This is a genomic window from Pseudoalteromonas sp. NBT06-2 (assembly GCF_002276045.1).
Lineage (GTDB): Bacteria > Pseudomonadota > Gammaproteobacteria > Enterobacterales > Alteromonadaceae > Pseudoalteromonas.
Map to the genome: position 1 here is coordinate 1 of NZ_NQMR01000057.1, position 15,844 is coordinate 15,844.

Below are 15,844 nucleotides of genomic sequence, written 5' to 3' on the forward strand. Positions count from 1 at the left end.
CCCAAAAACTATAGTTGCTGTTGTGTGAAATACACAACAGATTAATAATTAACTATGAAATACCAATACCGATAATAGAATGGCCACTCAGAGCAAATGAGCTTTAAAGTTTTAGTGCCTTATGATTATTTCCTTAGAGCTGACATAACAAAAATGCCAATTTTCCAGAAACGCTTTTAATTCACGTGAGTAAACAGCTAATTAACGGAGATGGTATAAATTTGGTTTTTGGTTATTCGTCGAACCATTCACTTAAATGAAAGTCCACAGAACATATATGCAGATCACTTGGAGTTTTTAATGTTTTATTTTTCATCTTACCTCCAGTGATTATTTGAATAGAATTTACAGCTAAGCTGTATCTATAACTTACCACTAATTGAAGGGATGTAAACAATCCATTTACAAAAAATACATTTGATTGTTACCTTAAATTCGATTTTATCATAAATATCAAATTTCTAGGTGTAAAAAGTTTTTGTACATTTTTAACTTGTTCTTTTTAGTTACACGGCTTTTTTAATATGGTGTATATATATCATATATTTTCCCTATTACATTCACATGTGGTATATTTTAGTATCTTAAGAAAATTTATAAGCCAGTTTACATTATGTAACTTAGGAGCTTTATAGGGCAATAAAATGGAAAGTATCGTAAAAACTGATAGTAAAGGTAGAAAAAAAGTATTAAATGCGTGTACTGAACCATGTGCTATCGAAAAAGGCATGCGTTTAATAGGCGGTAAATGGAAAGGCTCAATTATATATCATCTTAAAGATGAACCAGTTAGATTTAATGATTTAGCACGTATGTTAGGTGGCGCCAGTAAAAAAATGGTCGATCAGCGTCTCAAAGAATTAGAAAGTGAAGGCATGGTATTAAGAAAAGTAATCAGTGACAGACCTGTTGCTGTTACCTATGAATTGACTGATTTTGGTAAAACTGCTTTAAATATTTTAGATGAACTTAGAGTTTGGTCTGAGTCTCACAAGATATAAATTTAACCATGAATTATTTAGCGCATTTATATTTAGCACAAACAAATGCAGACTCCTATTATGGCAACCTATTAGGTGATTTTGGCGGTAAGAAGTTAGCTAAATTCTTACCGACACCAATAAGATTAGGTCTTGATAACCACTATTTAGTTGATAAATTTACAGATTCACATGCTGAAATTAAACAAGCTAAGCGACTATTTTCTAATAAAAGAAAGCGATTCTCGGGGATCGCTTTAGATGTTTTGTTTGACCATTTTTTAATTAAAAATTGGTCGAAATTTAGTAATAAAGATTTTAATGACTTTAAACATAATTGTTATAACATGCTTCAAACAAACCTTCCGAATATGCCTTCAAATATGCAGCAAGTTATTTCTCGTATAACACAAGATGATTGGTTCAAATCATATGAATCACCTGAAGGTATTGGTATTGCCCTAGATAATATTGCAAAACGAATTAGATTTAACAATGAGTTTTCTGGCTGTATCGACGATATCAATAAACATTATGACGAGTTAAACCAAGTGTTTTTAAGCTTATTCCCTCAATTAATCAACCACGTTTCATATCACGCATTAGAAAAAAATGAATCCTTATATGTGTTAAAAGTATTATCTTGATGTGATTAATTCAAACTACAAAACTCTGTTCTTAATATTTCTAATAACCATTTATGCATCGCACTGGTATCTGATCTTGGATGCCAAGCTGCAATTACTTCAAAACTTGGTGGAAGTTCATGCAAATCAATCGGAATTAGTTTTGGATCAGGCAGTATCCTTGAAGGTAAAAATGCAATTGTATTTGTTGATTGAATAATATCAGCTGCGGTGGCAAAGCTAGGAACTGACATAATAACATTTCTGGTTAAGCCTTTTTTAGCGAACCATGTATCATGAGAGCCTTTAAGATTTGGCCTTGAAGGAGAAACAATAACTTGCGCTAAACCAGCAAGTTGCTTAAGCGTAAATTTTTTATGTGCATAAGGCGAATTATTACCTGTTACACAAATATGTTGCTCATCAAATAACTTTAATGTTGAAAAGGTATTAGGAATAAATTCAGGAAAAGTAATCACCAAATCTAACTCACCGGTAACCATCAACGTTTCTAAATTATCTGATTCAAAGTCACGAATTACTATCTTTAAGTTTGGTGCTTGTTTATTCACTACTTTTAATAACTGAGGTAAAACCGTAGCAAGGGCATAATCAGATGTGCTGATTTGTAACAGGCCTGTCAGAATTGAGGGATCAAAATCTTCAGGATTTAGCAATTGCGCTATATCAAGCAAAATATGGTTTATTTTATGTGCCATATTTTCTGCTACTTGCGTCGGGATCACCCCATTATTCGTTCGTATAAATAATTCATCATTAAAAGTATCTCGTAACTTTCTTAATTGTTCACTTATCGCTTGCTGCGTTAAACCCATAAGATTTGCAACTTTAGATAAGTTTCTTTGTTGAAGTAACAATTGCAGTATTCTCAATTGTTTTATATCAAGACGATTGATACCAGCCAAAGTTGTATCCCCTACAAGATGTAGTTGTTTTTAATTGTATGAATTCAAGCATAACATACTGCTTAAGTTATTTAATAACAGCATTAGAATTTGTTGGAGATAAAGATGCAATTACACAGTAGTGCTAAAACACTTAACGCAACACTCAATTATATATTTCCCGAAAATATAGAAGCATTTGATCTGAAATCAGATGCTAAGAGCGCTGATGTCCTTGTATCTAAGGTAGATGCACGCTCAATGAATATCAATAATGCAAGAGTTTTAAAAACACCACCGACTTTAAATACTATGGGTTTTGAACTTGTTGACAATACATACAAAGTGACAGATTACTTTGATGACAATATCGTAAAAGAACAGCTTTACCCACAAGTGATCAAACACCTCAAGTCTCAAACAGGTGCAGTTTCGGGTTTGATTTTTGATCATACTATCCGTTCTGTTGAAGATTCACTGTCCAGATCTGAGAAGCGCTCTCCAGTAAAAACGATACATAATGATTATACCCAATCATCAGCTGAGCACAGGATAAACGTTGAACTTAATAAACATGGCATATCACCAGATAGTTTTAACCATTATCAGTTTATTAATACCTGGATCCCTTTAGTTGATTTAGTTGTAGATAGTCCGTTGGCATTTCTAGATATTAATACAGTTTCTGATCAGGAATCTAATTTAATGCCAGTCATATATCCCAATAGAACTGGAGAAATTGAAGTATTTAGTCACAGTGAAAAACATCAATGGTACTTTTATCCGAAAATGACAGCAAAAGAACAACTCATTTTTAAAGTATTTGACAGTAATTCAAATAGTCTAGTCAGTAGAGTACCTCATACAGGTTTTACAATTTCAAATGCCGATCCTGCACAAGCTAAACGCATCAGCATTGAAGTTAGAAGCATCATGCTTTTTGAATAAACCAACTTTTAAAATTTAAAAGATAGCACAAAATTGGAACAATTATGAAAGAAACAATTAAGTCAATCAATCCGAGTAATGGTGAAGTAATTGGTGAAGTATTGATTACTTCAGACAGAGAACTTTCAACTAAAATGAACCAAGCAAAGTCTGCATTTAAACTATGGCGCAATACACCTATTGATGTCAGAGTTGAAACAATCTCCCGTGCTTTTGAGTCTTTAGCCTCACAACAAAGAGATTTAGCACGACTAATGAGCATGGAAATGGGAAAAGATGCAAGACGCTCTTCTGGTGAAGTATCAGGTGTGATCCACAGTGCCGAATATATAGCCGATTTAGTATCTGATGCACTTAAACCAATCAAACAAGGACCTGGAACAGAAATTCAATATACACCATTAGGCGTAGCTGCAATCATATCACCTTGGAATTATCCGTTGGTAATGGCTGCTAATCTTATAATACCCGCTTTAGTTGCTGGTAATACCGTTATTTTTAAACCGTCAGAAGAAACGCCTCTTGTGGCAAATGAAATGGTTGCTTCATTAAATGAAATTTTACCAGAACATGTTTTACAAATTGTTCATGGTAAAAAGGAATTAGGCCAAAAACTTGTTAAATCAGATATCAACTTAGTGGCATTTACGGGTTCTAAAGATGCTGGTAAAGATATTATGGCTAAAGCAAGTTCGGGATTAAAGCGATTAATTATGGAGCTTGGTGGGAATGATCCTATGATAGTGATGCACAATGCAGATCTTGATGCTGCAGCTAGATTTGCAGTAGGCAGTAGTTTTGAGAATGCTGGCCAAATGTGTGTCTCTACCGAACGGGTTTATGTTGATGAGTCAGTAGCTGATGACTTTATACGTAAAGTCACAGATGTAGCAATGAGATATAGAGTAGGTACTTGGGATGATAGGCACGCTAACATTGGACCTATTGTAAATCATTCACAATATTCGAAAATAAAAAATCATATCAATGATGCCATAACTAAAGGCGCCAAATTAATATTAGGGGACGCCTCACACCCTGCCCCATTTATTGGTCCTACTGTTATTACACAAATGCAACCTGATATGTTGATAGAAATAGAGGAAACCTTTGGTCCTATCGTTAGCATTGCCACATTTGCACATATTGATGATGCCATAAATCGGGCCAATGATTCTGACTATGCTTTAGGTGCCGTTGTTTTTGGCACTAAAGGTGCAAATAATATCGCAAACCAATTAGAAGCAGGCATGGTAGGCATTAATCGAGGCGTTGGTGGAGATGGTGATAGCCCTTGGGTGGGTGCAAAACAAAGCGGTTTTGGTTACCGAGGTTCTGTAGAAGGTCATCGACAATTTGCTCAAGTAAAGGTCGTATCAAAATGAGTCATTCTAATATAAATAATAATCACGCATTCTATGTTGTTGCTAAAGAGCCTGGAGCAGAAAACCCAAGCTTGCCTACTTGGACCCCAGAAGCTATAAATCCATTTGAACTAAATAAAGAGTCAAGCAACAGTATTATAAGAAAAGACATTCCTGAAGTACCTGGTAGCTTCCAGTTACTCAATGTACTTTCGAAAGATGAATGTGATAAGTTAATAGAAGTTACTGAATCACTAGGTTATTTAGGTGATGCACCCGTTTCACTACCCAGAAACGTAAGACATAATGACAATGTGACTATGGTTGTAGATGAAACAACCGATACCATTATATGGGATCGTGTTGCTGCCTTATTTGAGCAAGGTGATGATAATTTTAATGGCTTAACCCCCCTTGGGATCAATGCAAGGTTTCGATTTTATCGTTATCAAAAAGGTGACTTTTTCAAGCCGCATATAGATGGTTCTTGGCCTGGTAGTCGTGTCATAAACAATAGATTAGTCGGTCAGGCTTATGACGATAGATGGAGTCAAATGACATTTTTAATATTATTATCAGATGACTTTGATGGCGGAGAAACACAGTTTTTGGTACATAAAGACAATCCGAATTTGCCAGCAAGATTAGAAAGTGATGCAAAAAAAGTTAATATTAGAACACCAAAAGGCAGTGTCTTAGTATTTCCACATGGGCATCACCCAATGCATTGTTTACATAGCTCTTTACCTATTACCAAAGGCACAAAATACATAGTGCGAACAGATGTATTGTTTGAAATATAAATTTTGATCTATTGCCAAAATATTTAAAAAAACTATCGTTTTCTTCCTTATACCTGTGCTGTTTTATAAAAAGCATAAAACAGCCCAGCTATTGCTAGCAAATTATTTTATAAAACAGGAAACTATTAAAAATATTTGCTAAACCTATTTAGCCTTCTATTAAAAATACGATAAACAGTGTAAGTTTAATCTTTATCTTTATCTTTGTTCATATTAATAACATTCTTTAAAGTTAGATGATATAACACGCAGTAATCGAGTTTATAATGAAAAAAATTAAGTGTTCCTTGTTTATTATGCTATTTTTTTGTCTTACCTCTCCTATTTTATATGCTAAGTTGTGGTAATAATCAATTAAAGACAATTTGATGTTCAGCTAATTTTGCTTTAGCTTTGAGATATGATTCATTATCAGTTTTTTCAAAAACTAAAGTTGGAATAATCTTATTTGTATTTATCTTGGCACTATTTAATGCTTCTGCTTTTAACGGGTTATTTGTTAGTAAATTGACCGCAGAGACATTCAGTGCTTTTAGAATATCTATTGCTTCTGAATACTCTCTAAGATCATCATCAAATCCTAGGGCATAATTTGCTTCGTAGGTATTCATGCCATTTGTTTGGTGTTTATATGCTTCAATTTTATTGTACAAGCCAATGCCTCTGCCTTCTTGACGTAAATACACTAAGATGCCACCTTGCATTGCCATCATATCGATAGCTTCATCTAACTGCTCACCGCAATCACATCTAGAAGAATGAAATATATCTCCTGTTAAACATTCAGAATGTATTCTCACTAAGGGGGATTTCTGAGTTTTATCTGCTTGATCAAAAATGAGTGCAATATGCTCTTTTTTGGATTTAATATTTTTAAAAGATACTATCTCTGCTGGAATATGACTTTTACTTCCAACTTTTAGAGATACTCTTGTCATCACTTCAACCATAAATAACCTTAATTAACTTAGCTGATTTGCTTGAAAAAACATTTATAAAATCTGTTAATATTAGCAAATTATTAATGTAGGTGTGATTTAGTAACCTTAAAGACCGTTTGCAACTAGTTAACTTTTCGTAACCTAAATTATAATGATAGATTTAAAGTTTAATATCTTTAAAAACAACAATTAAAAATACGAAAATAAGCATATAAATATTAATGCTTATTTTCGTATCTGTTTAACTGAATAAATGATTCAGCAATTTAACCATTCACTGGACAAGGGGCTTTAGCTGATATCCAAATATCTAACGCTTTTAAGAAGTCCTTGTTTGTTCCTGGTGCCGCTTCCCTTCCTAAACCAGGTTCCCATGCCCATAAAATGAGTGGGTCGACTTTAGCATGATGATCTAAAAATTCAGCTCTAAAGGTTTTTAAATCATCTCTGCCACCTCGATAGACCAAGTTAGAGTTTCTTGCTGGATCTAGCCACAGTTCGCAAAGTTGATTTGCAGTGATATCTCTAGGTACAGCCATAGTTGCAGGTGGCATATGCCAAACAAACCCAGGCATTTTATCGTTAGCTGCGCCCGGCGGCATACCTGGCTCTGGATAGTTTGTGTCTTGATGACAGCTTCTACAATTCATCGCTGCACTAGGAACCTGAACAAAATGATGATCTTTTACCGTTAACACTAAATTATTAAGGGCCGTAATGTTCATCGGATGGTTTTTACGATAATCACCCACTGTAGGTTTATGAACACCATTTTCTACGACGCCATGACAATTGGCACAACGCGGATGCTTAGCAACTTCAAAAAGATAAGAAAATGCATTTTTTGCGGTCGGATTTCTATCAAATTTTTTAAATACTTCATTGGCGTTTACAGTGAGTAACGACGAAAGCAAGATGATGTTTGTTGCTAGTAATATTTTGGTTAACTTAACCATGTTTATATCCTCTTGTTCTAATTGCTAGGCTCAGGCTTTGGCTTTTTGCTCACGAACATGTTCTGCTTTCATAGGTAACTCACGTAAGCGCACGCCCGAGGCATTGAAAATTGCATTAGCAATAGCAGGCGCTACTGCAATAACACCTGGTTCCCCTAAACCTACCGGGAACTCTTTACTGTCGATAAAGTTAATTTCCATCTCTGGCATATCGTTCATACGCAACGGGGTGTAATTATGAAAGTTTGTAGCCGCGTAGTTACTGTTTTTAATTTCTGTACCTTCAAATAACGCTAAGCTCACGCCCCACAATATTGAGCCTTCTATTTGCGCTCTTGCGCTGTCGGGGTGTACTACGGTGCCACAATCAAGTGTCATGGTAATTTTTTTCACCTTAACTTCGCCACTTCTAGGGTCTACCTTTACGTGTGCTGCACAGGCGATCCAAGTTGGCATTTCACGCTCTTGACCAAAACTGGTCGCAATCCCTATGCCCTCATTCTTAGACAGTTTTCCACCCCAATTTGCGGTTTTTCTACAGTGCTCTAACACTGTTTTTAGACGTTTTGCTCCATTAACACTTTGTGGATGATGACCTTTGTTCTTACCTTTTCCGTCAAGCAAGCTTAAACGCAGATCAATAGGATCAATGTTTATTTCATTAGCCACTTCATCAATAAATGATTCTGCACCAAAACTTATCCACCCAGGGCCTACTGAACGTAACCAGCCAGGATTAAACGCTTTTTGTGCCACTTGATTGTTAATGGTTCGTACACGATTATTCGCAATGGAATACCAGTGATCAGAACCAGAAGTAGAAAATGGGTCAAAATTGCCCTTGCCATCTAGCGCTTTTGGCATAAAACCTGGTGCCATCGCTAATGTTGGCCAACCGGCGCTAACATAGTGCTGATAGCCGATAAGTTCATTGTTTTTATTTAGCGCGCCCGATACTTTTTGTACCGATGCTGAACGCGCTTGATCGAACTTTGAATCATCTACGCGAGTGAATATAAATTTAACAGGTTTGCCAATTTGTTTAGCGGTAAGTGCAGCGGGAATAGCATAATCACCATAAGCACGTCGGCCAAATCCACCACCTAAGTAATATTGGTGGATCATTACTTCTTCAACTTTAACGCCAAGTGCTTTGGCGACTGCAGGTTGCGTTAACGAGTGGGATTGGTTACCACAGTGAACATGCCATATACCATCTTTAAATTCAGCGGTTGCGTTTAATGGTTCCATTTGAAAATGCATTGCCGTATGCGTGATGTAAGTAGCGGACATTGAACTAGCTGCCACTTTGAATGCTTTGTCTACATCACCGTCGTTTACAAACAGTACGCCAGATTCTTTTTGATTAACTAATTTTATTCCTTCATCAATAATGTCTTGTTCATTAATATTCGCAGAACTGCCTGCTTGGTAGCTAATTTTTAATACATCTGCGGCTTTAATTGCACTCTGGTATGTATCAGCGATCACGCTTACCCAACCTTCAATCCAGTTAGATTGATCTTTTAGTATTTCGTAACCTAAATAGCCTTTTATATTTTTGGCTTTTGAGTCATCTACACCTAATACTTTACTACCATAGCGCGTTGGTGGAATGACAGGGCGGGCGTAAACCATGCCCTTTAATTCAACATCTATACCATAAACAGCTTTACCATTTGTTTTTGGCGGGACATCTAAGGCAAGTCGATCAAAGCCGATCGTGTGCCTTTTATCGGGTGACTTGATTGACAGTTTTGCCATTTCTTCAGGGGTAAAAGTGCGATCAAATTTTCCTTTATTGATGATCTCTGAAAAAGTAATCGACTTATTACCAGAAATGACTTTACTATCTTTTACGTCACAACTATGGGCCGATACACCTAATATTTTAGCGCCAGCATCAATTAAAGTGAGTCTTCCTGCTGCACCAGCTTGAGATAATGGCTTATACATTTGAAATACAGACCAAGAGCCACCAGTCATTACGAAGCCCCATTTAGGATCTGAACTGGCATGTTCTACACGAATGTCATCCCAATTTGCACCTAGTTCCTCGGCAACAATTTGTGCTAAGGCTGTACCTACATGTTGCCCCATTTCACATCGTGCAACATGGACAGTAATTTCTCCAGTGTTTTTTATTTCAAACCAAACACTAGGCGAGAAAGCCCTGTCTGAAATTATTTGCGAAGCACTTGCTGTTAGCGACATAGCAAGTGGTGCAAACGCCATAATTAAGGACGACTTAGCTGCGCCAATCAAAAACTTTCTACGTGATAATTGGGGCGCCTCTTCGAAGTCGTTATCAATGCCTTTACTGGTATTGTTTAGTAGACTTTTGTTTAATAGCTTCATGATTACGCATCCTTTGATATAGAAGGATCAAAAATGTTAACGCCTAAAGTGCTTTGTTTAGCAGCTTCTTTAATCGCTTTTTTTATTCTTGGGTAAGCCATACAACGACAAATATTGGCGCTCATATGGGCTGAAATTTCGTCGTCACTTGGATTAGTATTTTTATCAAGCAATGTCGCCGCTTGCATTATTTGGCCTGATTGACAATAACCACACTGAGGTACTTGTTCTTTGACCCATGCTTTTTGTAATGGATGCTTGTTTTCGAACCCTTCAATGGTTTTGACTTCTTTACCATTTGCCATCGCTAATGGTAGTGAGCAAGATCGAACAGCATCATTGTCTATGTGGACAGTACATGCACCGCACATTGCAATTCCACAGCCAAATTTGGTTCCCTTGAGTCCAAATTCATCTCTAATCACCCATAAAAGCGGGGTATCATCAAATGCGTTTGATCGCACGACTTTTCCATTTAAATTAAATTCAATCATTATTATTCCTACTTGCTATATATCTCTAATTAAATTTTATGATCACGGTTTAAAATTAGAGGGTGGATTAAATATTAGGCTGACTTCTTTAAGTCATCGATTTGTGAACTTGGTACTAATACATTGCTAATGGATGAAGCAGGTTTGGCATATAAACTGGCATGACATTCACTTAAAATAGATAATGCGATACTTTCAGGTAATTGCGCTCCGATATTTAATCCTGCAGGACCGGCTATTGGAAAGTTAAGTGATAACTCATCTAAATTAGCTTGTTGTAGTACTTGAAACTTTCTGTGTGTTGGTCCTAGTAATGCTAAGTATCGAATTGATGAGTTACTTAAAGCAAATAATGATTTAGCATCTAAATTGATATTGTGGGTCATCACAACTGCAGCGTCTATTTGGCTCTGATTAACGTATTTTGATAACGCATTTACATCACCTTTTATGATTTGGTTTGCTTTTAAAAAAAACTCTCTTCGTGCATTAGCAGGTCTTGGATCCCATAAGCTAATATGCCAACCTAATTGATGTGCAATTTCAACCATAGGTCTGGCATCTAAACCGCCACCAGCGATTAAAATGTGAGGCTCTGGTATAATAGGCGTTTCTAACCAAGTATCATTTTGACTATTATAATCGAGATGATTAAGCTTAGTTTTTGAATTTTTTAAGCTTAAAACTTGTTGATTAAACCTAGCTTGATCATCAGATAATTCATGAGAAATTTTTTGTGAGTAAACACCTGTTTTTCTTTGTAACAGGCAATTAAAAACTTTATCTAGCGCAAGGTAGTTATTTTCAAAATTAATCGACTGCAACATGATATGCACGGTACCTCCACATCCAATGCCAAGCTGAAAGGCCATATCATCTTCATCACTGCCGTCGTAGCATAATTTAATTGTTTTTCCTGTGGTCATTACTTTTTGCGCTTTTTTAGCGATATCAGACTCTAAACAACCCCCACTGAGCATTCCAAACTGTTGGCCTAAGCTATTAAACAACATCATTGCACCAGCCTTTCGATAACAAGGCCCACAATGATCATAAATGGTTCCTAATACCCATGCACAATCATCTTTATTGTCATGCCATTGCTTTAGAATATGTGAAAGTTGATTACTCATGTATTACACCTATAAATTTTCAACGCTAAATATTTTGATCGTTATTTTGTTTTAACAATGCCTACAAAACCACAGTAATAAATACCAATATGATGCATAAAGCTATCAAGTTACGACATGTGTAAACCTTATTTATTTGCTAAATAAGTCACTGATAAATGAGTATAGTTAAAAGGTGACATTAAACAACCAGTATACTTTTAGTTACCTGGTGTATTGGTAAGACTTTATTATAAAATGACTTATAAAGCGGGGTTATTTCTGAGTGGGAAGGTTTTTATTTACTTTAAATCAGTGGCTTAATCATTATTTATGAACTAGGAGTCTTATTTAGATTTATTGTTAAATAAACTGCATAGGTAGCTCAACTGATTGAAAATAAGATTTCTTTTGATTGGGCTACTTTGCAATGATTGGTCAGTATATTAATCTTTATAAATATTTTTGATCCGCATCATTGGCATATTCTGGGCTTTTAGATAACATAAAGGCAACCTCTCATTGGAAATTTAATGATGATTTTATTACTCGATTTCCACAGGTCAAGTTCGATACTAACCCTTTATTTATCGATTCAGATAATATCATTACGTCAGCAGGAAGCGCTGCTGCAATAGATTGCTGTCTTTATATTGTTAAACGTTTCTATGGTGTAAAAATTGCAAATCAAGTAGCACGGATAATGGTATCTGCACCTGAACGAAGTGGCGGTCAAAACCAATACATAGAGCAACCTACACTGCAAAGACCAAGTGATGAACGTATCACAAAATTAGTTGATCATATTTTATTAGCAATTAGTGAAAGCTATTCATTAGTTCAGGCTGCAATATTTTGTTCAATGAGTGTGAGAAGTTTTAGCAGGCATTTTAAATTAACATATGGCATAAGTTTTACTATTTGGTTAGCTAATATGAGACTAAATCATAGCTTAAACCTTTTAGAGTCAACAAATTTACCTATTAGTCAAATTTCAGAATTGTCAGGTTTTAGTTCAGAACAAAACTTTAGAAAACATTTTAAACAAAAATTTGATACCATACCGAATACTTGGCGCGGATTATTTAAGAGCGATAATATCTAATTATGAGATTTCCGTTTATAAAATAAGACCTTTTATTTTATGTAATCTTGTATAAGTCTTCAGGTCTATCAATATCATATTTAGCCTCAGGCAGATCAATACACATTAAATTTTCTTGATGTGCCATCAACACCTTCTTACCCCCTTTATCGCCACTTAATGCTAATAGCTCATGAAAATATTGCTTAGGAAAAATACTCGGTATTGCAATTTGATTATCAAATTTTGCTGTTATTAACTTAGTTGGGTATTTTAACCAACATTGTATTAATTTTGCTAATTTCTTATACTCAACCAATACTTGATCTGCTGCTAAAAACAAAATACCATCATAAAGATGGCCTAGCTCAGTTATGGCTGCTTTTATCGAACTAGACATACCCGAATGCCAATGAATATTATGAATAACTTGGCAGTTGCCAAAATCAGTCGCGGCTATAATCTGCTGATAAGCAGCGCCCAAAACAACGTAACTATCGTATTGATTAAGCTGACAACAAGTATCTATTTTATGTTGCAATAAAGTCTTATTTTGATGAACAGCTAATTGCTTAACCGAGCCAAATCGAGAGGCTGCGCCTGCAGCTAAAATAACGATAGCGAGTGATGAGTTTTTGTTTTTATTCAAAAGTTTTCTTATTGAATCGGACTATTAGTATGAAATAAGCTAACTCTACTTCTTCAGCGCAAGTCATTTTAGCTACCGATAGAGTGGATAACATAAGTAAAAAACTGCTCAAACGCATATCCACTCCATCAACAAAGTTACCCATCTATTGTAGTCATAATTTGATTGAAAACTGGTTTTTAGCTGAATTCTTCTATTGTCCAACCAAATTCAATTAATGCTCCTCAGCTAAATATTTATCTACATTTACCGAGATAATGCGTTTAAAAGTCAAATAAACATAAACAAACATACCAAATGTCATACCTATTAATGAATATTCAATCTTAGGTAGAAAACTACTCGCAACTGTAATACTTACACATATTAAGGTGTTAGATATTATAGCCTTACGCCACGGTGGAAATGCATACCAATAAGGAATTTGTTTACCTAAATAAAAGAAGACCAAACCTGTTATGGCTAATAAACCAAATGTTGCTCTATCTAAATCGCCTAAAATTGTATGGCGTATCATATTAGCTAATATCAATAGCCCCATACATAACAATAAATGTGTATAAATAAGTACATTACCAGTTGTTAGTTTTTTTGCTCTTTCTAAAATTGGAAAGCTATCAAAGTATATCCACCAAATCATGCCTATTAATACGAAGCCTGTTGATGCAGAAATAATATCAGATATATTCCACTGCTCATGAGATAAACTTGCGACCATAGCTATCATAGATTCACCTAGAATAATAATTGCGAGTAATCCAATGCGTTCAACAAAGTGCTCTCTATCAAGCGGTTTATTATGTAATTTAACTCTTAATCTAAACTGCAATAAAATATCTAATGCAATTCCGATATAAAAGATAACGTACTTCAAATACCCTTCTATGAGTATTGAAGACAAACTTACAATCGCGCCAGCTGTAATCGCAAAACTTAACTCTTTCGCAAAAACGAGCTCATCAGTATCTTGTTTATGCGCAAACCAATATAACAGAGCAAGCATAAATCTAAGCAGTGCGTACAGGGCTGTAAAATATATAAACCCTTGACTTAAACTTGTTTCAGCAAAGGTAGACAGTACAACCATTACCGCCATAATAGCTAAACTAAACAGTCTATGCTCTCTATTGTCTTTATCAAAGCGATTGGCATATAAGGTATGTGTCATCCAAACCCACCAAACAGGAATGAAAACCAGAGGAAACCGTATTAATTGTTCTAAGCCAATATGGCCATCATGTGTATGCGCTAAATCGTGAGTAACTACGCCTATTACTGCGACAAATACAAGATCAAAGAATAATTCTAACCAAGTCGCATGGCGCCCTTCTGATTTATAAAGACTATTTATCATTATTATTCCTTATCTTGTATTAAAGAATGTATTACAGAAATAAAAGTTTCTACTTCCTGTGCGCCAAGGAGTATTTCTTGTTTATTAAAAATAAACGCAGGTACAGCTTCTACACCTTGTTGTCGCCATTGATTTTCTATTCTTTTGACTTCTTGTGAAAAGAGATTAGTTTGTAAAATGTGTTCAGCTTCTTTTGTATTTAAGCGAAGCACAGTGACAACTTCTAATAGCTGTTCTTGAGTAAACTCACTTTTATTTGTAAAGAATAGCTCAAATAAAGCCATAGCTAATTGCGTTTGTTTTCCTGAGCCTTTTGCCCATAATAAAAGTTGATGACATTGATGTGTGTTTAACATTTTCATTTCATCAAAATAGTTAAACTGGAAATCTACATCTTGACCTAGATCTGTCAGCATTTTACGCGCTTTAATACTGCCTTCTAATGTCGTGCCATACTTTTTAGCAAGATGGGCACGTAAGTTTTCTCCTGTATCTGACATACTTGGATTTAACTCAAATGGATGCCAATTAATTTTGACATCTATTTGATTACCCAGCTGTTCAATCGCTTTTTGTAAACGAGAAAAGCCGATAACACACCAAGGACACACTACATCAGAAATAATATCTATCTCTAACTGTTTCATTCGTGCTCCTTTATGCTGGCAGCTTTACGTTCAACAATTATTGCAGTATTTATATGTTTCATCGCTAATGCCTTATTTATGCATGCCACGCACAGGATAATTATTTGCAGGATTACGGATCCAGCCTAAACCATTTACTAAAGCTTGTAATTCAGGTCTAACAAATGGGTTATTCGAAATATCAACTACTTGAATATTCCCTTGTTGATTCACTACAAATATTCCCGGCTCAGCAAAAGGGTGATCTGTTTCTTGTTCAGATCTCGGATCTGAAATATATACACCTAACTCATTCATTTGCTCTAATTCTAAACCGTAAGCAATCGGGAAACTGATATTTAAATCATTTAAGTGGTTTTCTAATTGCGCTTTGCTATCTCCAGATACTGCTACTAAATCCACGCCAATCTCACGTAAAGAATTTTTGTATCCTTCAAGTTGATTTAAGTAACGTGTACAAAGTGGACAATGACGACCACGATATACAACAACCAACTGCCAATCGGCACCGTTTTGAGGTTTACCTAATTCAACAGTATCACCTGAAAGCAATTTAGCTGTTATTTCAGGAAAAGCGCTACCAGCATGTAGTTTATTTGTATAAGTTAGTTCTTGAGACATTT

General features: G+C 35.3%; 16 protein-coding genes. 6 read left to right on the plus strand and 10 right to left on the minus strand.

Annotation, left to right across the window (positions count from 1 at the left end; genetic code table 11):
* Positions 1–644: 644 nt before the first annotated feature.
* Both CJF42_RS12450 and CJF42_RS12455 read left to right on the plus strand, forming a co-directional pair.
* The gene (locus CJF42_RS12450) at positions 645–1,001 is read left to right on the plus strand and encodes a winged helix-turn-helix transcriptional regulator (protein ID WP_095366996.1); all 357 of its coding nucleotides are present in this window, start codon (positions 645–647) and stop codon (positions 999–1,001) included.
* 8 nt (positions 1,002–1,009) lie between these two features.
* Entirely contained in the window at positions 1,010–1,627 is a 618-nt protein-coding gene (locus CJF42_RS12455) for an acyl carrier protein phosphodiesterase (protein ID WP_095366997.1), read from the plus strand.
* 5 nt (positions 1,628–1,632) lie between these two features.
* On the opposite strand, the gene CJF42_RS12460 is transcribed toward CJF42_RS12455, so the two are convergent.
* Positions 1,633–2,532, minus strand: coding sequence for a LysR family transcriptional regulator (locus CJF42_RS12460; RefSeq protein ID WP_095366998.1), 900 nt, complete (start codon positions 2,530–2,532; stop codon positions 1,633–1,635).
* A gap of 105 nt (positions 2,533–2,637) precedes the next feature.
* Between CJF42_RS12460 and CJF42_RS12465 the strand changes: the two genes are divergently transcribed.
* From CJF42_RS12465 to CJF42_RS12475, 3 genes are read left to right on the plus strand one after another with little or no spacing between them, the layout of a single operon-like run.
* Positions 2,638–3,459 (plus strand): CmcJ/NvfI family oxidoreductase, encoded by an 822-nt coding sequence (locus CJF42_RS12465; RefSeq protein WP_095366999.1) that lies wholly within the window; start codon positions 2,638–2,640, stop codon positions 3,457–3,459.
* A 44-nt stretch (positions 3,460–3,503) separates the two neighbouring features.
* Entirely contained in the window at positions 3,504–4,844 is a 1,341-nt protein-coding gene (locus CJF42_RS12470; protein WP_095367000.1) for an aldehyde dehydrogenase family protein, read from the plus strand.
* The gene (locus CJF42_RS12475; RefSeq protein ID WP_095367001.1) at positions 4,841–5,626 is read left to right on the plus strand and encodes a prolyl hydroxylase family protein; all 786 of its coding nucleotides are present in this window, start codon (positions 4,841–4,843) and stop codon (positions 5,624–5,626) included. Before CJF42_RS12470 ends, CJF42_RS12475 begins: the two co-directional genes overlap by 4 nt.
* Positions 5,627–5,976: 350 nt before the next feature.
* Here CJF42_RS12475 and CJF42_RS12480 read toward each other — a convergent pair whose 3' ends face one another.
* The 5 genes from CJF42_RS12480 to CJF42_RS12500 form a co-directional block, all read right to left on the minus strand.
* The gene (locus CJF42_RS12480) at positions 5,977–6,576 is read right to left on the minus strand and encodes a GTP cyclohydrolase II (RefSeq protein ID WP_095367002.1); all 600 of its coding nucleotides are present in this window, start codon (positions 6,574–6,576) and stop codon (positions 5,977–5,979) included.
* Between the two features lie 257 nt (positions 6,577–6,833).
* On the minus strand, positions 6,834–7,523 hold the full coding sequence (locus tag CJF42_RS12485) for a hypothetical protein (protein WP_095367003.1): 690 nt from the start codon (positions 7,521–7,523) through the stop codon (positions 6,834–6,836).
* A gap of 30 nt (positions 7,524–7,553) precedes the next feature.
* Positions 7,554–9,758 carry a xanthine dehydrogenase family protein molybdopterin-binding subunit gene (locus CJF42_RS12490; RefSeq protein WP_502694791.1) on the minus strand — a complete coding sequence of 735 codons (2,205 nt, stop codon included), beginning with the start codon at positions 9,756–9,758 and terminating at the stop codon, positions 7,554–7,556.
* A gap of 125 nt (positions 9,759–9,883) precedes the next feature.
* Positions 9,884–10,375: a (2Fe-2S)-binding protein gene (locus CJF42_RS12495; RefSeq protein ID WP_095367005.1), complete on the minus strand. Its 492-nt coding sequence runs from the start codon at positions 10,373–10,375 to the stop codon at positions 9,884–9,886.
* A gap of 74 nt (positions 10,376–10,449) precedes the next feature.
* Positions 10,450–11,508 (minus strand): XdhC family protein, encoded by a 1,059-nt coding sequence (locus CJF42_RS12500; protein ID WP_095367006.1) that lies wholly within the window; start codon positions 11,506–11,508, stop codon positions 10,450–10,452.
* A gap of 457 nt (positions 11,509–11,965) precedes the next feature.
* Here CJF42_RS12500 and CJF42_RS12505 point away from each other — a divergent pair, with 457 nt between their 5' ends.
* Positions 11,966–12,592, plus strand: coding sequence for a GlxA family transcriptional regulator (locus tag CJF42_RS12505; RefSeq protein ID WP_095367007.1), 627 nt, complete (start codon positions 11,966–11,968; stop codon positions 12,590–12,592).
* Positions 12,593–12,629: 37 nt separating this feature from the next.
* Here CJF42_RS12505 and CJF42_RS12510 read toward each other — a convergent pair whose 3' ends face one another.
* The 4 genes from CJF42_RS12510 to CJF42_RS12525 all read right to left on the minus strand — a co-directional run bounded on the left by CJF42_RS12510 (position 12,630) and on the right by CJF42_RS12525 (position 15,842).
* Complete coding sequence (locus tag CJF42_RS12510; RefSeq protein WP_170940597.1) at positions 12,630–13,220, minus strand: nucleotidyltransferase family protein; 591 nt, start codon at positions 13,218–13,220, stop codon at positions 12,630–12,632.
* Between the two features lie 214 nt (positions 13,221–13,434).
* Positions 13,435–14,574: a low temperature requirement protein A gene (locus tag CJF42_RS12515; protein WP_095367009.1), complete on the minus strand. Its 1,140-nt coding sequence runs from the start codon at positions 14,572–14,574 to the stop codon at positions 13,435–13,437.
* A gap of 2 nt (positions 14,575–14,576) precedes the next feature.
* The gene (locus CJF42_RS12520; protein WP_095367010.1) at positions 14,577–15,221 is read right to left on the minus strand and encodes a DsbA family oxidoreductase; all 645 of its coding nucleotides are present in this window, start codon (positions 15,219–15,221) and stop codon (positions 14,577–14,579) included.
* 72 nt (positions 15,222–15,293) lie between these two features.
* Positions 15,294–15,842, minus strand: a complete 549-nt coding sequence (locus CJF42_RS12525) for a redoxin domain-containing protein (protein ID WP_095367011.1) — start codon at positions 15,840–15,842, stop codon at positions 15,294–15,296.
* Positions 15,843–15,844: the final 2 nt, after the last annotated feature.